The following is a 16,143-nucleotide window of genomic DNA, read 5'->3' on the forward strand; positions in this document are numbered from 1 at the left end:
GCTAGACCTCGGCCACGTCGACGTGCACGGTCGCGAGCGCCGGGTCGCCCGCGGAGAGCCGCCGGGCCGCGGGGCGCAGCTCCGCCCGCGAGGCCTGATGACGACGCCCCGCCCGCAGCAGTCCCGCCGCGCCGATGTGGTCCTCGTCGACGACCCCGGCCCGGGCGAGCGGCACGTGCAGCGCCCGCAGGTCCTCGCCCGCCGGTGACCAGTCGCCCTCGGCGCCCGAGACGATGACCTCCTCGCTCGCGCGGCCGGCGGGGTCGATCCGGCGGGCGGCGTTCTTGCGGCCGCCGACGCTCGCCTTCGAACTCGACACCTTCTGCACCGGCTCCATCTCGCCCGCGGAGTTCTCCCGCAGCACGAGCTTGTACACCATCGAGCAGGTCGGGGCGCCGGAGCCGGTCACCACGGAGGTGCCCACGCCGTAGGAGTCGACCGGGGCCACCGCGAGCGCCGCGATCGAGTACTCGTCCAGGTCGGAGGAGACGACGATCTTCGTGCCCGCCGCGCCGAGGGAGTCGAGCTGCTCGCGCACCTCCCGGGCCACGGCGCCCAGGTCTCCCGAGTCGAGCCGCACCGCGTCGAGGCTCGTGCCCGCGGCCGCGATCGCACGGCGCACGCCGGTGGGGATGTCGTAGGTGTCCACGAGCAGGGTCGTGCCGGTTCCGTAGGCGGCGACCTGCGCCGCGAACGCCTCCTCCTCCGTGTCGTACAGGAGGGTGAAGGCGTGGGCCGCGGTGCCGATCGTCGGGATCGCGTACCGGCGCCCCGCCTCGAGGTTCGACGTGCCCACGAAGCCCGCCACGGTCGCCGCCCGCGCCGCCGCGACCGCCGCCTGCTCGTGCGCCCGCCGCGACCCCATCTCCAGGCACGGGCGGCTCCCGGCCGCGGACGTCATCCGCGAGGCCGCCGAGGCGACCGCCGAGTCGTAGTTGAGGATCGAGAGCACGACGGTCTCCAGCAGCACCCCCTCGCCGAACTCGGACTCGACCACGAGCAGCGGCGAGCCCGGGAAGAACACCTCGCCCTCCGCGTAGCCGTAGATGTCGCCCGTGAAGCGGTAGTCCGCGAGGTAGTCCAGGGTGGGCGTATCGACGACGCTCTCCCGCCGCAGGTAGTCCAGCTCGGCCTCGTCGAAGCGGAAGTCCCGTACGGCCTCGAGCAGCCGGCCCGTGCCGGCCACGACGCCGTAGCGGCGCCCGGGCGGGAGCCTGCGGGTGAACACCTCGAAGATCGACCGGCGGTGCGCGCTGCCGTCGGCGAGCGCGGCCTGCAGCATCGTCAACTCGTAGCGGTCGGTCAACAGGGCGGTGCTGGTCAGGCCGGGGCCCGGGGTCGATGCGTGCGCCATGGGGCCCAACCTATCGCGCGGGGGGACGGGTCGCCCCGGCACCCCGCGCGGCCCGTGTCGGCGGCGCGCCGTAGGCTGGTTCCCGTGAGTTCAAGCATCGAGATGCCGCTGCCGATCGTGCTCCCCGGGGAGGATCCGCAGGTGGTCGCCCGCCCGGCGCACGAGGCACCCTGGCGGTGCGTGGTCTGGGACGATCCGGTCAACCTCATGAGCTATGTGACCTACGTGTTCATGAGTCACTTCGGCTACCGTCGCGAGCGGGCGCAGACCCTCATGCTGCGGGTGCACGAGGCCGGCTCCGCGATCGTGAGCACCGGCGGCCGGGAACGGATCGAGGCGGACGTGCAGGCGATGCACCGCTACGGGCTGTGGGCCACGATGGCCCAGGAGGGGGAGCGATGAGCCTGTTCTCGTATCGAAACGGGGCGTGCGTGGCGTCGATCGATGCCACCACCCGCGAGTTCCTGCGCCTGCGCTGCATCGACATGGCGGTGACCCTCGGTGGGCGGATCGCGACGGCCGACTCCCTCGCGGAGCCGGTCGAACCCTCGATCGCGCATCCCGACCCGCGCGTGCAGGTGGTCGGCTGGTCCGCCGAGGACCTCGAGGCGCCCACGAACGAGGCCGCCGCCCGGCTGCTCCCGCCGGCCCGGGTCACCGACGACGAGGTGGCCGCGGAGTTCCGCCGGCTGACCGAGCACGACCTGCGGGAGGCGAAGCTCGGGCAGCTGCAGCTCGTGCACGACTCCCTCGACGAGGGCGACGAGGTGCGCCTGAGCATGGCCGAGGCGCTCGACTGGACCGCCGGGGTCAACACGATGCGCCTCATCCTGGCCACGTGGATGCGGATCGACTCGCCCGAGCGCGCCGACGAGGTGGCCCACCTCGCCCGGCAGAGCGCACCGGATCGCCTCGGGGACCAGAACGCGTACTTCCGACACCTGTTCGCGCACGTCTACACGATCCTCGGCGCGCTGCAGGAGAGCGTGCTCGAGGCGCTCCTCGACCACGCCGAGGGCTGACCTGCTCGCGGCGCGCGAGCCACTCGGCGGGCGCCGGAACGGTCCCGGACCGGTGGCTCGGGCGAGGTGAACCATCCCACAGTCGCCGTGATCATGCGGCTGCGATCCGGCCCCGCGGGCTACCCTCGGCTCTTGTGAGTGGAGCACCGATCGGCATGTTCGATTCCGGGGTGGGCGGACTGACCGTGGCCCGCGCCGTGATCGACCAATTGCCGAACGAGTCGATCTACTACATCGGCGACACCGCGAACGCCCCGTACGGCCCGCTGCCGATCGCGACCGTGCGCGCCCACGCCCTCGCGATCATGGACCGGCTCGTGGCCGCCGGCGTGAAGATGCTCGTCATCGCCTGCAACTCCGCCTCCGCCGCCGTCCTGCGCGACGCCCGCGAACGGTACACGATCGGCCGGGGCGTGCCGGTGGTCGAGGTGATCCAGCCGGCCGTGCGCCGGGCCGTGGCCGCCACCCGCAGCGGCCGGGTCGGGGTGATCGGCACCCGCGCCACCGTGGACTCGCGGGCGTACGAGGACGCCTTCGCCGCCGCGCCCCACCTGCACCTCACCACGAACGCCGCCCCGCGGTTCGTCGAGTTCGTGGAGCGCGGGCTCACCTCCGGCCCGGAGGTCCTGGCCGCGGCGCGCGAGTACCTCGCCCCGGTCATGGCGGCCGACGTCGACACCCTCGTGCTCGGCTGCACCCACTACCCGCTCCTGACCGGCGCGATCTCGTACGTGACCGGTGAGGCCGTCACGCTCGTATCGTCGGCCGAGGAGACGGCCAAGGACGTCTACCGCACGCTCGTAGCCCACGGTTTGGAGCGGCGCGAGCCGTCCCCGCCGGAGTACACCTTCCTGTCGACCGGTGACCCGGCGGCCTTCGACCGGCTCGCCCGGCGCTTCCTCGGCCCCGATGTGGGGGCGGAGAGCGCGCTGGCCGTCACCGGTGAGATCCCGATCATTCGAGAGGCCCCATGAAGCTCACCGTCGTCGGCTGCTCCGGATCGGTCTCCGGGCCGGAGTCCGCCTCCTCCTGCTACCTCCTCCAGGCCGAGGACCGGGGAACGATCACCTCGGTCGTGCTCGACCTCGGCTCGGGCGCGTTCGGCCAGCTCCTGCGCTTCGTCGACCCCGGCACGCTCGACGGCGTGCTGCTCTCCCACCTGCACGCCGACCACGTGGTCGACACCGCCGCGCTCGAGGTGCACCTGAAGTACGCCCCGACCGGCCCCTACGCGCCGATGCGGGTGTTCGGCCCGCAGGGCACGTCCGAGCGGCTCGCGCAGATCGCGGGCGACGACGGCGCCGAGTCCCCCTTCCAGGTCGAGGCGTGGCGGCCGGGGGAGCGGGTGCGGCTCGGCTCGCTCACGATCGAACCGTTCCCCGTGCTGCACCCGGTGCCGGCGTTCGCGCTGCGCATCACCGGCCCGGGGGAGCGGGCCGGCACCACGCGCGTGCTCACCTTCACCGGCGACACGGACCTGTGCGAGGGCGTGAGCCGGGCCTCAGACGGGGCCGACCTGCTGCTGGCCGAGGCCGCGTTCGAGGAGGGTCGCGATCACGTGCGCGGCATCCACCTGACCGGCCGGCGCGCCGGGGAACTGGCGAGCGGGTCCGGCGCGAGGCGACTCGTGCTCACCCACATCCCGCCGTGGACGAATCCGGCGACGGTCCGGGCCGAGGCCTGCACCACGTTCTCCGGGCCGGTCGACCTGGCCGCACCGGGGGCGTGCTGGTCGCTGTGAGACCGGGCCTCAGCCCGCGAGGTCGATCGCCACGACCGGCTCGGTCGTCGGCTGCGGGGAACCGCCCGCCGGTTCGATGGTCACGGCGAGTGTCGTCCCGGCCGCAAGCCGGTCGACGTCCGTGCGCGCCGTACCCGCGCGGAGCTCGATGATCCCCTCGGAGACCGCGCCGCCGGCACCGACCGCCCAGAGCTGGTAGGTGCGTCCGCTTCCGGCGGGGGGCACTCCGCGCATGACGAACAGCCCCCGACCGCCCGCGGCGACGACGACCGCGCGGCCACCGCCGGCGACGTCCTGCGCGTAGAGGGTCGCGCCGGGGCGGGCCAGCGCCTCGATCACGGAGCTCGCCCGGTCGCGCGCGGCCTCGGCCTGACGCGACTCCTGCACGGCGATGCCCGTCGGCACGGCGATGGCCGCGACCACGGCCGCGGCCGCGGCCCAGCGGGCGATCCGCCATCCCCGCCCGCCCTGCTCACCCTGCCGACCCCGCCCGTGCCGGCGCGAGGCCGCGGCGAGGTCGATCGGTGGGCGCTCGTCCACAGGGCCGGAGTCCTGCTGCGGCTCGGTGGCGACGGCGCGGAGCACCGCGGCGCGCACGTGTTCCGGCGCTGGCACGGCGTCCTGGGCGGCGAGCGCGGCGACGGTCTCACGCAGGGCCCGGGCCTCGCGCGCAAGACCGGGGTCGGCGGAGATGGCGTGCTCGACGAGCGCGCGTTCGGCCGGTTCGACGGCGTCCAGCGCCCAGGCGGCGAGCAGGTCGGCGGTCACCCTGGGATCGTTCACGAGCCCACCTCCAGGCAGCGTTTCAGGGCCATGAGCCCGTCCCTCATCCGGGACTTGATCGTCGGCAGGGCGACGCCCGTCTCCGCGGCGACCTGCCGGTATGTGCGCCCGCCGTAGTAGGCCCGGTCGATCGCCTGGCGCTGCAGGTCGGTGAGCGTGTCGAGACAGCGGCGCACGCGCCGGCGCTCGTCGTCGTCCTCGACGTGCTGGGACACGGCGTCGAACGGGACCTGCTGGTCGCGGACGCCGACGAACTCGTCCCGGGCGCGTTGGGAGGAGACGGCGCGGACCCGGTCGATCGCGCGCCGGTGGGCGATCGTGGCGACCCAGGCGGGCACGCTGCCGCGGTCCTCGTCGAAGTCGGGGGCGTGGCGCCACACGTCGATCATCACTTCCTGGGTGATCTCTGCCGAGAGATCGGGGTCGCGCACGACCCGCAGCGCGGTGCCGTGCACCATCGGTGAGAGCGCGTCGTAGACCTCGGCGAAGGCCTGCTGGTCGCCGCGGCCGACGCGTCGCATGAGCACCGCCAGGTGCGATGCGTGGACGTCGGTCAGGGAGGACACGGACCCAGTATGACGAGCCGTGCCCGCTTCCCGCGACGGGGGCCGGTGGGCCGTGCCACCGGCGACGGCGGCGAGCCGGTGGTTCCGGCCCGCCGCCGCGGGATGTGCCGGGTGCGTCAGTTGAGAGCCTCGTCGAGGGAGTCGATCGCTCCGGCGAGGGTCTGCACGTGCATCGCGAGCCCCTCGGCGATGGCGTCTGCGGGGAGCGCCCCGTCCGAGATCGTGGCGAAGAAGTCACCGGCGTCGCCCCGGTAGTCGTCGAGGTCGACGAGTGCCTGCTGGGCGGCCGCGTCGTCCCCGCCGGCGATGGCGACCGCGTAGTCCACGAAGTAGCCGATGTGGGTGCGCCACAGGTCGAGGAAGGCCGCCCCGTTGTCGTCCCCGGCGAGGGAGCCAACCGCCTCGCTCAGCCTGACCGAGTTCCCGTCGAGGGTCGCCGCCGCGGCCTTGAACGCCTCCGAGTCGGGGCCGCCGTCGGCGGTGTAGGCGGTGAAGACGGCGATCGAGGCGAGGTACACGTGTTCCTGCAGCAACTGGGTCAGGTTGGTGCGCAGGGTCGAGGCCTCGTCGTCGGGGTCGCCGCTCATGCCGGTGGCGGCGACGAGCCCGTCGGCGATGACGCCTGCCGCCGTGCTCACGTGCGCGGCGGCCTTCTGCAAGGTGTCGTAGGCGTCGGGGCTGCCCGCGGCGAGGTCGTCGATCGCCGCGCTCAGGGTCTCCACGTGCATGGAGAGCGCGTCGGTCATCGTCGCGGCGGGAAGGTGACCGTCGCTGATCTTGTCGAAGAAGGCGCCCGCATCCTTCGTGTACTGGGTGAGCTCGGCGGTGGCCTTGTCAGCTCCGGCCTCGTCCTGGCCGGCGACCGCGACCGCGTAGTCCACGAAGTAGCCGATGTGGGTGCGCCACAGGTCGAGGAACGCCGCCGCGTTCTCGTCCCCGGCGAGGGAGCCGACCGCCTCGGACAGATCGACCGAGTTCTCGTCGAGGGTGGCCGCGGCGGCGTCGAACTCCGGCGAGTCCGGGCCCGCCGCATAGGCGGTGGCGACCGCGATGCCGGCGAGGTAGACGTGCTCCTGCAGCAGGGCGGTGAGGTTCGCGCGCAGGGTGGCGGCGTCGGAGTCCGCGTCACCGGGCAGGTCGAAGGCCGTGACGAAGCCCGCGGCCAGGGTGGCGGCGGTGCCCGGCATGTGCGCGGCGGCGGTGCGGGCGTCCTCGAACGGGTCGCCCGTGCCCGTCGGCTGGACGGCGCTCGGGGCCTCGGAACTGGGCGGCTCCGCGGATTCCTCGGGCGTCTGGCTCATCGTGTCGGGTGGGGAGGCGCTCGGCTCGTCGTCGCCCGTTCCGCATGCCGCCATGCCCAGCATCAGGGCGAGCGCGGCGGGGACCGTCGCGGCCTTGTGGATCGATCGCATGATGTGCTCCTCATTCGGGTGTCGTGTTCTGTCACCCGGGGTTCGGAGCGGTCGCGGGGGCGGATGGGTCCGGTCCGGAATTCGTCTCCCACGGCCTGTTCGAGTGGGGCACGGGGCGGGGTCAGAGCGTGGGCAGGCGCACCGTGGTCGCGCCGCCGACGCCGGTGAAGCGGTCCTCCTGGCAGGTGAAGAGCACGACCTGGGCCTGGCGTCCGACCGTGGCGAGCACGAGGTTGAGGGCCTCGAGCCGCTGGGCGTCGGCGAAGCCGAGGGTGTCGTCGAGGATGACCGGGGCGCCCTCGTCGGCGTCGATCAGCTGGGCGCACGCGAGCCGGCCCAGGAGGGCGAGCTGTTCGCGGGCACCGGCCGAGAGCGAGTCGAAGGGCACGGTGTCGCCGCCGAGGGTGCGGGAGACGATCTGCAGGTTCTCGTCGATCTGCACGCCGAACTCCGGCCCGAACACGAGCCGGCCGAGCCGGTCGATCGCGTCCCGGAACGGGGCCACGTACTTGCGGTGGGCCTCGTCGCGGTGGCGATGGATCGTCTCGCGGAGGAGCCGGATCGCCCGGGCGGACCGGTCCAGTCGCTCGTGGGCGGCGCGTGCCGCCCCGAGCTCGGCCTCGGCGGCCGCGAGCCTGTCGTAGATCCCGGCCTTGGCGCTCTCCTCGAGCAGGGCACGCACTCCGACGAGTCGCTCCCGCGTGCCCGCCAGCCGCTCACGCGCCGAGACCAGTGCCGCGTCGGCGTTCGTCAGCTCGAGTTCGACGCGGTCGGCATCGGCGCCGACGAGCTCCGCCCGGGCGGCCGCAGCCGCTCGGCCGGCCCGGTCCAGCGCCGCGGCCGCGGACTCCACCCCGAGGGCCACGGCCTCGTCCGTCAGCGTGGACCGGGCGCGGTCGAGCCGCTCCTGCTCCACGCGGTGCTCCTCGCCCTGCTGCTCCACGGCGACCTGCGCGCGCATGAGGGCGGTCTCGGCCTCCCGGCTCGCGGCCTGGGCCGCCTCGAGTGCCCGCTGCGCCTCGGCGTTCGCGCGCTCGGCGCGGGCGGCCGCCTCCTCGGCCTCGGCCGCCGCGGCGCGTAGTTCGTCGACGGAGGCGTCCGGATCCTCGGACAGCACCCCGACTCGCGCCTCGAGAGTCGCCGCCCGTTCGGCGAGCTCGGGGATGCTCTGCCCGTCGAGCAGGGCCGTCAGGGTGCTCACCGCCCGGTCCCGGGCGGTGAGCACCTCGGTCTGCTCCTCGGCCACTCGGCGCGCCTGCGCCAGGGAGGCGACGCCGGCGCCGGCGAGCGCCTCACGCAGTGACTCCTCGGCCCGGGTGAGGTCCCCTTCGAGATCGGCCGGCCCCGCTCCGGGGTGGATCTCCACCCGCAGCACGCCGGTGGCCTCGACCGTCACGGCGTCGGTGGCATGCCGGGTCTCGGGGGCATCGATCGCGGCGCCGTTCACGAGCACGGACACCTCACCGAGAGGCTGCACGAGCACCCGGGCCGCCGCGGCCTCCCGGGCCCGCCGAGCCAGGGTCACCCGGGTGGCCAGATCGGTCAATCCCGCAAGGGTCGAGGCGTCGACCCGCGGCCCACCCTCGAGCGTGGCCACCGCGGTGAGTCGATGCCCGTCCGCCTCGCGGGCCCGGTCGAGTCGCCGCCGGAGCTCGATCAGCGCCGTGGAGTCCTGCGCTCGTTCGAGTGCCTTGGTCGCCCGGGCCGCGCGACCGCGGCCCTCCTCGAGGTTCGTGCCCGCCACCCGGGCGCGCTCCCGGGCCTCGCCGAGTCGCTCACCTGCCGGCCGGGCCGTCTCGGCCAGGTCGGTCGCCTCCAGCCGGATCGCGGCCAGGTGGTCGGTGCGACGGGCCAGCGCCGAGATCAGCTCCTCGCGCGCCTCCCGGGCAGCGGCCGCCTCGGTGCGCGCAAGCTCGGCCCCGGCCAGGTCCCGGTCGCGTTCCTCCGCGCGTTCCCGCAGCTGCTCGAGCGCCCGATCCCGGGCCCGCCACGTCTCCAGCCGGGCGCCGGCCCGGCCGATCCGTTCCTGGTCGTCGATGAGCAGGGCCGATTCACGCTCGTGATCGTTCGTGCGCCGGTCCATGACGCGACTCTGCTCGCGCAGGTCGGCCGCCGCCGACTCGAGGTCCGGCAGGCTCGCGCCGATCTCCCGGTACTCGCCGGTGGGCCTGCCCGTCGAGGTGAAGAACCGCCTGTACTCCGCCTCGATCCGCTCGAGCAGCGCGTCGTGGCCCGCGCCGTCCGGCCCGGGCTCGCCGGTCTCGTGCCCGGCGCCCGCCGCCGTGCGATCGAGCGCGGCGTGGAGGGCGCCGATCTCGGCCAGCTGCGGGCGCTCGAGGGACATCCCCTGGGCCACGTCGAGCGCCGAGAGCAGGTCCAGATCCACGGTCTCGGCCAGGATCTGCCCGAACCGGTCGTGGGCCTGATCCCCGCTCAACTGCTCGTGCCGGGGTGCGCTCACCTCGAGCTCGGTGAAGGCATCCCGGATCCACCGCTTCGCGTACCTCATCCGGTACCCGCCGCTGCTCAGGTGCACCTCCACCTCGGGGCCGACGTCCCGGCCCACCGGCTGCACCGACTTGACGGCCTGACTCTTCGAGGAGTGCTTGACCTCCCGCAACAGCCGGATCGCCTCCCGCACCGAGGACTTGCCCACCTCGTTCGGTCCGGAGACGATCGTGATCCCGGGGGAGAGGTCGACGACGGACTCCGACACGCCGCGGAAGTTGCGCAGCCGCACCCGCTCGAGCCTCATCGGAGTGCCTGCGTGTACTGGTAGAGGCGGGCCAGGGCGTCCTGGGCGACGGCGGCCTCCTCGTGGTCACCGCGGGCGGAGGCGACCAACTCGCCCACCGCGGCCTCGGCGAAGCCCGTGAGCCCCAGCCCGGTGAACTCGGCCTCCTCGGGCACGACCGCCAGGTCGTAGTGCCGCCACCAGTGATCGAGCCGGGCGAACAGGTCCCGGGCCTCGTCGAGCACCTGATCCAGCCGGGCCTTCGCCCGGGTCGAGAGCGATCCGCTCGCCTTGATCCAGGCGGCCGTGCGCTCCTTGTCGGGCAGCGCGGCCAGCGTCGCGGCGAGCTCCTCCACATCGGCCTCGTCGAGGAGGTCGGCCACGATCGTGGCGAAGGCCCACCGGCCCGTGCGCACCCGGGTCACGGCGACCGACCGATCCGATTCGTCCACCTCGACCACGAGCACGTGGCCCGGGTCGACCTCCCGGCGGGCCGTGACCTCCGGGGTGCCCGGATACCAGATTCCGGTGGCGACCTCGGTCGCGGAGTGCCGGTCGCCGAGGATCGCCGCGTGCACGCGCCCCTCCGCGATCGCGGCCTCGAGCCCGGGCACGTCGATCACGGCCGCCGACTCCTGATCCGGCTCGAGGGTGCTCACCGCGCCGTGCCCCACGAGCACCCGGGTCGTGCCCGCCGGCGCGGGCCCGAGCGGCCCGTAGGCGCCGGCCACCAGATCGGTCAGTGGCCGCTTGGAGAACCACGGCGCGCCCACGACCTCGACGCCCGGGACCACCTCGACCGGCTCCGAATCCCGCAGCACGCGCACGTGCGGCGGCACCCGGCTCGCGAACGCCGCCGAGTCGTACAGGCTCGCGGCATCGAGCGGATCGTGGTTGCCCGGCACGAGCACGACCGGCACCGTGAACTCCGCCAGCGCCTCGCACGCCCGCGCCACGATCGCCCGGTCGAGCTGATTCGACTCGAACACGTCCCCGCCGACCACGACGAACGCGGCCTCGTGCTCCCGGGCGATCGCCGCGATCGCACGCACGGCGTCGAGGCGAGCCTGATGAAAACGCGGGCGGGCGTCGTCCTCGAGGAAGTTCGCGGCCATGCCCAGCTGCCAGTCCGCGGTCGCTACGAAACGCATCGAATCCTCCCATCGAGAGTCGTTCCGCCATCGTGACAGAACCCGCCGACATCGCCGCGACCATCCGCGATCGCGCGGTCGAACCGTGACCTGGACCACGCTGCCGGGACCTCCCGGCACCTGCGTTCTTGACCAGTCCTTGAGACCGTTACGCTCGAGTCATGACGATCGACTCATCCGATACCCCGGCTCACGGCATCGCATCCGGATCACGATCCGGCGCGGTCGAGGAGATGCCCGATGAACTGCGTCACGACGTTCGGCTGCTGGGCGACCTGCTCGGCCGGGTGCTCACCGAGGCCGGCGGCGCCGATCTCCTCGCCGACGTCGAGCGCCTGCGGGAGCTGACCATCCGGGCCTACGCCGCGCCGGGATCCGAGGCGTTCGAGCAGGCCGAAGCGCTCGTCGAGGCGTTCACGCTCGACCGGGCCGAGGAGGTCGCCCGCGCGTTCCTGTGCTACTTCCACCTCGTCAACCTCGCCGAGGAGGCCCACCGCGTGCGCGTGCTGCGCAGCCGTGAGGACGCCGTCGCGGCCAGTCCCGAGGACTCCCTCGCCGGCACGATCGCGTACCTGCGCGAGACCTACGGTGAGGAGGCCGCCCGCGCGCGGATCGCCGAGCTCGAGTTCCGGCCCGTGCTCACGGCCCACCCGACCGAGGCCCGCCGCCGCGCGATCAACGCCTCGATCCGGCGCATCACCGACCTGCTCGCCGGCCGCGGCGACACCCGCCTGGGCGCCTCCGCGCTCGCGGCGAACGAGCGCTCGCTGCTGACCGAGATCGACACCCTGTGGCGCACCTCGCCGCTGCGGCTCGACAAGCCGACCCCGCTCGACGAGGTGCGCACGGCGATGGGCGTCTTCGAGGCGACCCTGTTCCGCACGCTCCCGCAGGTGTATCGGCGCTTCGACGACCTGCTCGGCGGCACCGACCCGCACGCGCCGCTCGCCCCCGCGTTCGTGCGGCTCGGCTCCTGGATCGGCGCGGACCGCGACGGCAACCCGAACGTCACGGCCCCGATCACCCGGGCCGCGGCGGGCATCGCGAGCGAGCACATCCTGTCCGCGCTCACGGCCGCGACCCGCGAGGTCGCCGTCCTGCTCACCCTCGACGCGACCACCACTGCGCCCTCGCCGGAGCTGACGAAGCTGTGGAACACCCAGCGCTCCCTCGCGGTCGAGGTGGCCGACGAGATCGCCGCGGGCGCCCCCGAGGAGCCCCATCGCCAGGTCATGGGGATGGTGGCCGAGCGGCTCGCGGCCACCCGCGCCCGCGACGCCGACCTCGCCTACCCCTCCCCGGAGGCGCTGCTCGCGGACCTGCGCACGGTGCAGGATTCGCTCGTGACCGCCGGCGAGGTCCGCCGCGGCTACGGCGAGCTGCAGGATCTCATCTGGCAGGTGGAGACCTTCGGCTTCCACCTCGCCGAGTTCGAGGTGCGTCAGCATTCCGAGGTGCACCGGCGCACGCTCGCCGACCTCGCGGCGGTGGCCGAGAACGGCGGCGAGCTCTCGGACATGTCCAAGGAGGTGCTCGACACCTTCCGCGCGATCGGCTCGGTCCAGCGCCGCCACGGCGAGCGGGCCGCGCACCGCTACATCATCTCGTTCGCCACGTGTGCGGACGACGTCGCGAACGTCTTCGCGCTCGCGGAGGCCGCGTTCGGCTCGCCCGAGGACGTGCCCGCACTCGATGTCATCCCCCTCTTCGAGACCTTCGACGACCTACACGCGGCCCCGGGCGTGCTCGACGACATGCTCGTCCTCGAGCCCTACCGCGCCCGGCTCGGGGCGACGGGCCGGCGGGTCGAGGTGATGCTCGGCTACTCCGACTCCTCCAAGGACGTGGGGCCGGTCTCGGCGACCCTCGCCCTGTACGAGGCGCAGGAGAAGATCGCCGCCTGGGCGCGGCGCAACGACATCGAGCTCACCCTGTTCCACGGCCGCGGCGGGGCGCTGGGGCGTGGGGGCGGCCCCGCGAACCGGGCCGTGCTCGCGCAGCCGCCGGGCTCGGTCGACGGCCGGTTCAAGCTGACGGAGCAGGGGGAGGTCATCTCCGCCCGCTACGGCGACCCGGTCATCGCCACCCGGCACATCGAGCAGGTCGCCGCGGCCACCCTCATGCAGGGCACCGAGGCGATCTCCCAGCGCAACGACGACGCCGCCCACACCTTCGCGGGCCTGGCCGGTCGCCTCGACGAGATCTCCCGGGCGCGGTTCTACGATCTCGTGCACTCCGAGGGCTTCGCGCCGTGGTTCGCCACCGTGACCCCGCAGGAGGAGGTGGGGTGGCTGCCGATCGGCTCCCGCCCGGCCCGGCGCGGGCTGAGCGTGGAATCCCTCGAGGACCTGCGGGCGATCCCGTGGGTGTTCGCCTGGACCCAGGCGCGCATCAACCTGACGGGCTGGTTCGGGCTGGGCGCCGCGCTCGCGGGCGTCGGCGACCTGGCGGAGCTCCAGCGGGCCTATGCCGAGTGGCCGCTGTTCGCCACGATGATCGACAACGTCGAGATGTCGCTGGCCAAGACCGACACCCGGATCGCCAAGCGCTATCTCGCCCTCGGTGACCGGGAGGACCTGGCCACGATGGTGCTCGAGGAGATGGCCCTCACCCGGGACTGGATCGTGCAGATCACCGGCCAGGAGCGGCTGCTGGCCGGGCACCAGGTGCTCGGCCGGGCGGTGCAACTGCGCAGCCCCTACGTCGACGCCCTGAGCCTCATCCAGCTGCGCGCACTGCGCGGGCTGCGCTCGACCGACGGCTCCGACGAGAGCGCCGATAAGCAGAACCGCCGACTCATGCTCATCTCCGTCAACGGCGTGGCCGCCGGGGTGCAGAACACCGGGTAGTGCGCATCGCCCCTGCCCAGCGGGGAGGATCGACCGCCCGGTGCGTGGTCGATCCTCCCCGCTCGGCTGTGCGGCCCGGTGTGGGGCCGGTCGGCCACCCGTGAGGTGGTCGATCCTCCCCGCTGGGCGGTATCGGAGCGGATGCGTCGGCAGCGTCGATCACGTTGGATAGGAGGAGCCCATGCGGCGGATTCCCGCGCGGACACGCTTCCGCCTCATGATTCTCATCCAGGAGTGGGTGCAGGGTCATTCCCGCGACGCCGAGGTCGGGGACGCGCGGCGGCTCGCACTCGTGGCGCTCTCGAGCACCGCGTACCGGGATCGAGAACGCGCACGGGTCGCGGCGGTCGATGAGGCGAACCGGCGTCGCAATCCCTCGATCGAACCGATCCGACCCGTGCCGCGCGGAGCATTGACGCTGACGTTCGTGGGATTCCTGCTCGGGGCCGCCGGAATCGTGCCGCTTCTCAACCAGGGCACGATCACGCGGCGAAGCGCTCCGTTGTTCTCGGCCGAGGAGTGGATGATTCCGGCCGGCATGTTGGCGCTGATCTCGATCGCGCTGCTGGCATGGCTCGAGCCGTTGCGTGCCCGCGGAAGGATCTATCACGGCGGCTGGGAGGCGGCCGGCTACCTCGTGCCCGGATCCATCCTGGTCGGGTTCCCGATCTACCAGGCCGTCTTCGCATTGGACGATATTCGCGATCCGGAGGGGTGGACGCGGGTGATCGCCGGCTCGCTCATGATGTGCGGCGCGGGCGTCTGGGCGATCCTGCTGTGGCGGCGGGGCCGGGCCTCCGACGCCGCGGGCCTGCTCGTGGAGCATCACGACCCGTTGGCGGGACTCACGCGCCGGACCGATGCCGAGGAGATCTATGTCGCACTCGATGCCTGGTGGGAGCGGGAGGCGCAGCGCCAACTCGACGCGAGGCCCGATTCGTTGGAGGCGGCTGCGGCCTTGGCCCTCGAGTGGCTGGCGAACAACGGGGTGCGGGTGCGGCTGAAGAAGGGCACCGCGCTGACGCGGGGCGTCCCGGCCGCCCGGTGGCGGGAACCGCGCGGATAGCGGAACCCAGTAGGCTCGAATCCATGAGTTCGATGACCCGCGCCGATGGGCGCCGCCCCGATGAACTGCGACCCGTGACGTTCCAGCGGGGGTGGTCCGACCACGCCGAGGGCTCGGTGCTCGTGCAGTTCGGCGGCACCCGGGTGCTGTGCACCGCCTCGTTCACGGCCGAGGTGCCGCGCTGGCGCAAGGGGTCCGGCCTCGGCTGGGTCACCGCCGAGTACGCCATGCTGCCCCGGGCCACGACCACCCGCTCGTCCCGGGAATCGGTCAAGGGCAAGATCGGCGGCCGCACCCACGAGATCTCCCGGCTCATCGGCCGCTCCCTGCGCGCGATCATCGACCTGGCCGCCCTCGGGGAGAACACGATCGTGCTCGACTGCGACGTGCTCCAGGCCGACGGCGGCACCCGCACCGCCGCGATCACCGGTGCCTACGTGGCGCTGGCCGACGCCGTGGCCCACGGCCAGCGCACCGGCGACATCGCCGCCTCCGCGACCGTGCTCACCGACTCCGTGGCCGCCGTGTCGGTCGGGATCATCGACGGCACCCCCATGCTCGACCTGCCCTACGTCGAGGACGTGCGCGCCGACACCGACATGAACGTCGTGGTCACGGGCTCGGGCTCCTTCGTCGAGGTGCAGGGCACCGCCGAGGGCGTGCCCTTCCACCGCGCCGAACTCGACTCCCTCCTCGACCTCGCCCTCGCCGGCACGGCGAGCCTGACCGAGCTGCAGCACCGGGCCCTCGCCGCCGACCTGCCCGGCCGCACCACCCCCGCCCCGATCGCCGCCGCGCCGACCGGGACCGGCGCATGAGCGCTGCCCGGCTCGTGCTCGCAACCCACAATCCGGGCAAGCTGACCGAGCTGCGGGCGATCCTCGCGGACGTGCTCGCGCCCGACGAGATCACCTCCGCGGCGGAGCTCGGAACGCCCGACGTCAAGGAGACCGGGGTGACGTTCGCCGAGAACGCCCTGATCAAGGCCCGCGCCCTCGCCCGCGCCACCGGGCTCGTGGCCGTGGCGGACGACTCCGGCCTCGCCGTCGACGTGCTCGGCGGCGCACCCGGCATCTTCTCCGCCCGCTGGGCCGGACGCCACGGCGACGACCGCGCGAACCTCGAGCTGCTGCTCGCCCAACTCGCCGACATCGCCCCCGGCCACCGCCAGGCGTCGTTCGTCTGCGCCGCCGCCCTCGTGACCCCGGACGGCCACGAACACGTCGAGCACGGCTACCTCGCGGGCACGCTCACCACCGAACCCCGGGGCGACGGCGGCTTCGGCTACGACCCGATCCTCATGCCGACCGGCCGCGACGTGACCACCGCCGAGATCCCCGCCGAGGAGAAGAACGCCATCTCCCACCGCGGCCAGGCCTTCCGCGCCCTCACGCCGCACATCGGCCGCGCCCTGGGGCATGACCATCGTCCCAGCGGGTCTGCGGGCGGGCCTGCCAGAGTATGA

General features: G+C 73.5%; 14 protein-coding genes. 8 read left to right on the top strand and 6 right to left on the bottom strand.

What is annotated here, in order from left to right:
- Position 1: 1 nt before the first annotated feature.
- Positions 2 to 1,354, bottom strand: coding sequence for a nicotinate phosphoribosyltransferase (locus tag GCG21_RS09350; protein WP_152909429.1), 1,353 nt, complete (start codon positions 1,352 to 1,354; stop codon positions 2 to 4).
- Positions 1,355 to 1,438: 84 nt separating this feature from the next.
- Here GCG21_RS09350 and clpS point away from each other — a divergent pair, with 84 nt between their 5' ends.
- The 4 genes from clpS (at position 1,439) to GCG21_RS09370 (ending at position 4,117) form a co-directional block, all read left to right on the top strand.
- Positions 1,439 to 1,756 (top strand): ATP-dependent Clp protease adapter ClpS, encoded by a 318-nt coding sequence (clpS, locus tag GCG21_RS09355; RefSeq protein WP_228759940.1) that lies wholly within the window; start codon positions 1,439 to 1,441, stop codon positions 1,754 to 1,756.
- Entirely contained in the window at positions 1,753 to 2,376 is a 624-nt protein-coding gene (locus GCG21_RS09360) for a DUF2017 family protein (protein ID WP_152909430.1), read from the top strand. The genes clpS and GCG21_RS09360 overlap by 4 nt, the downstream gene beginning before the upstream one ends.
- A 155-nt stretch (positions 2,377 to 2,531) precedes the next feature.
- The gene (murI, locus tag GCG21_RS09365; protein WP_152909513.1) at positions 2,532 to 3,350 is read left to right on the top strand and encodes a glutamate racemase; all 819 of its coding nucleotides are present in this window, start codon (positions 2,532 to 2,534) and stop codon (positions 3,348 to 3,350) included.
- Positions 3,347 to 4,117: an MBL fold metallo-hydrolase gene (locus GCG21_RS09370; RefSeq protein ID WP_152909431.1), complete on the top strand. Its 771-nt coding sequence runs from the start codon at positions 3,347 to 3,349 to the stop codon at positions 4,115 to 4,117. The genes murI and GCG21_RS09370 overlap by 4 nt, the downstream gene beginning before the upstream one ends.
- Positions 4,118 to 4,126: 9 nt before the next feature.
- Here the strand turns inward: GCG21_RS09370 and GCG21_RS09375 are convergent, their stop codons facing one another.
- The 5 genes from GCG21_RS09375 to GCG21_RS09395 all read right to left on the bottom strand — a co-directional run bounded on the left by GCG21_RS09375 (position 4,127) and on the right by GCG21_RS09395 (position 10,763).
- The gene (locus tag GCG21_RS09375) at positions 4,127 to 4,900 is read right to left on the bottom strand and encodes an anti-sigma factor domain-containing protein (protein ID WP_194165029.1); all 774 of its coding nucleotides are present in this window, start codon (positions 4,898 to 4,900) and stop codon (positions 4,127 to 4,129) included.
- Positions 4,897 to 5,466, bottom strand: coding sequence for an ECF RNA polymerase sigma factor SigK (sigK, locus tag GCG21_RS09380; RefSeq protein ID WP_228759938.1), 570 nt, complete (start codon positions 5,464 to 5,466; stop codon positions 4,897 to 4,899). Before sigK ends, GCG21_RS09375 begins: the two co-directional genes overlap by 4 nt.
- Positions 5,467 to 5,582: 116 nt before the next feature.
- Positions 5,583 to 6,878, bottom strand: coding sequence for a hypothetical protein (locus tag GCG21_RS09385; protein ID WP_152909432.1), 1,296 nt, complete (start codon positions 6,876 to 6,878; stop codon positions 5,583 to 5,585).
- 121 nt (positions 6,879 to 6,999) lie between these two features.
- Complete coding sequence (locus GCG21_RS09390) at positions 7,000 to 9,633, bottom strand: AAA family ATPase (RefSeq protein WP_152909433.1); 2,634 nt, start codon at positions 9,631 to 9,633, stop codon at positions 7,000 to 7,002.
- Positions 9,630 to 10,763: a metallophosphoesterase gene (locus GCG21_RS09395; RefSeq protein ID WP_152909434.1), complete on the bottom strand. Its 1,134-nt coding sequence runs from the start codon at positions 10,761 to 10,763 to the stop codon at positions 9,630 to 9,632. The genes GCG21_RS09390 and GCG21_RS09395 overlap by 4 nt, the downstream gene beginning before the upstream one ends.
- Positions 10,764 to 10,924: 161 nt before the next feature.
- Here GCG21_RS09395 and GCG21_RS09400 point away from each other — a divergent pair, with 161 nt between their 5' ends.
- From GCG21_RS09400 to rdgB, 4 genes are all read left to right on the top strand, one after another.
- A complete protein-coding gene (locus GCG21_RS09400) occupies positions 10,925 to 13,612 on the top strand; it encodes a phosphoenolpyruvate carboxylase (protein ID WP_370517419.1) in 2,688 nt (895 codons plus the stop codon).
- A gap of 181 nt (positions 13,613 to 13,793) precedes the next feature.
- Complete coding sequence (locus tag GCG21_RS09405) at positions 13,794 to 14,678, top strand: hypothetical protein (protein WP_152909435.1); 885 nt, start codon at positions 13,794 to 13,796, stop codon at positions 14,676 to 14,678.
- 23 nt (positions 14,679 to 14,701) lie between these two features.
- Positions 14,702 to 15,496, top strand: coding sequence for a ribonuclease PH (gene rph, locus GCG21_RS09410; protein WP_152909436.1), 795 nt, complete (start codon positions 14,702 to 14,704; stop codon positions 15,494 to 15,496).
- On the top strand, positions 15,493 to 16,143 hold the full coding sequence (rdgB, locus tag GCG21_RS09415) for an RdgB/HAM1 family non-canonical purine NTP pyrophosphatase (RefSeq protein WP_152909437.1): 651 nt from the start codon (positions 15,493 to 15,495) through the stop codon (positions 16,141 to 16,143). Before rph ends, rdgB begins: the two co-directional genes overlap by 4 nt.

The sequence above is a fragment of the Pseudactinotalea sp. HY160 genome, assembly GCF_009372055.1.
In the GTDB taxonomy this organism is placed as follows: Bacteria; Actinomycetota; Actinomycetes; order Actinomycetales; family Beutenbergiaceae; genus HY158.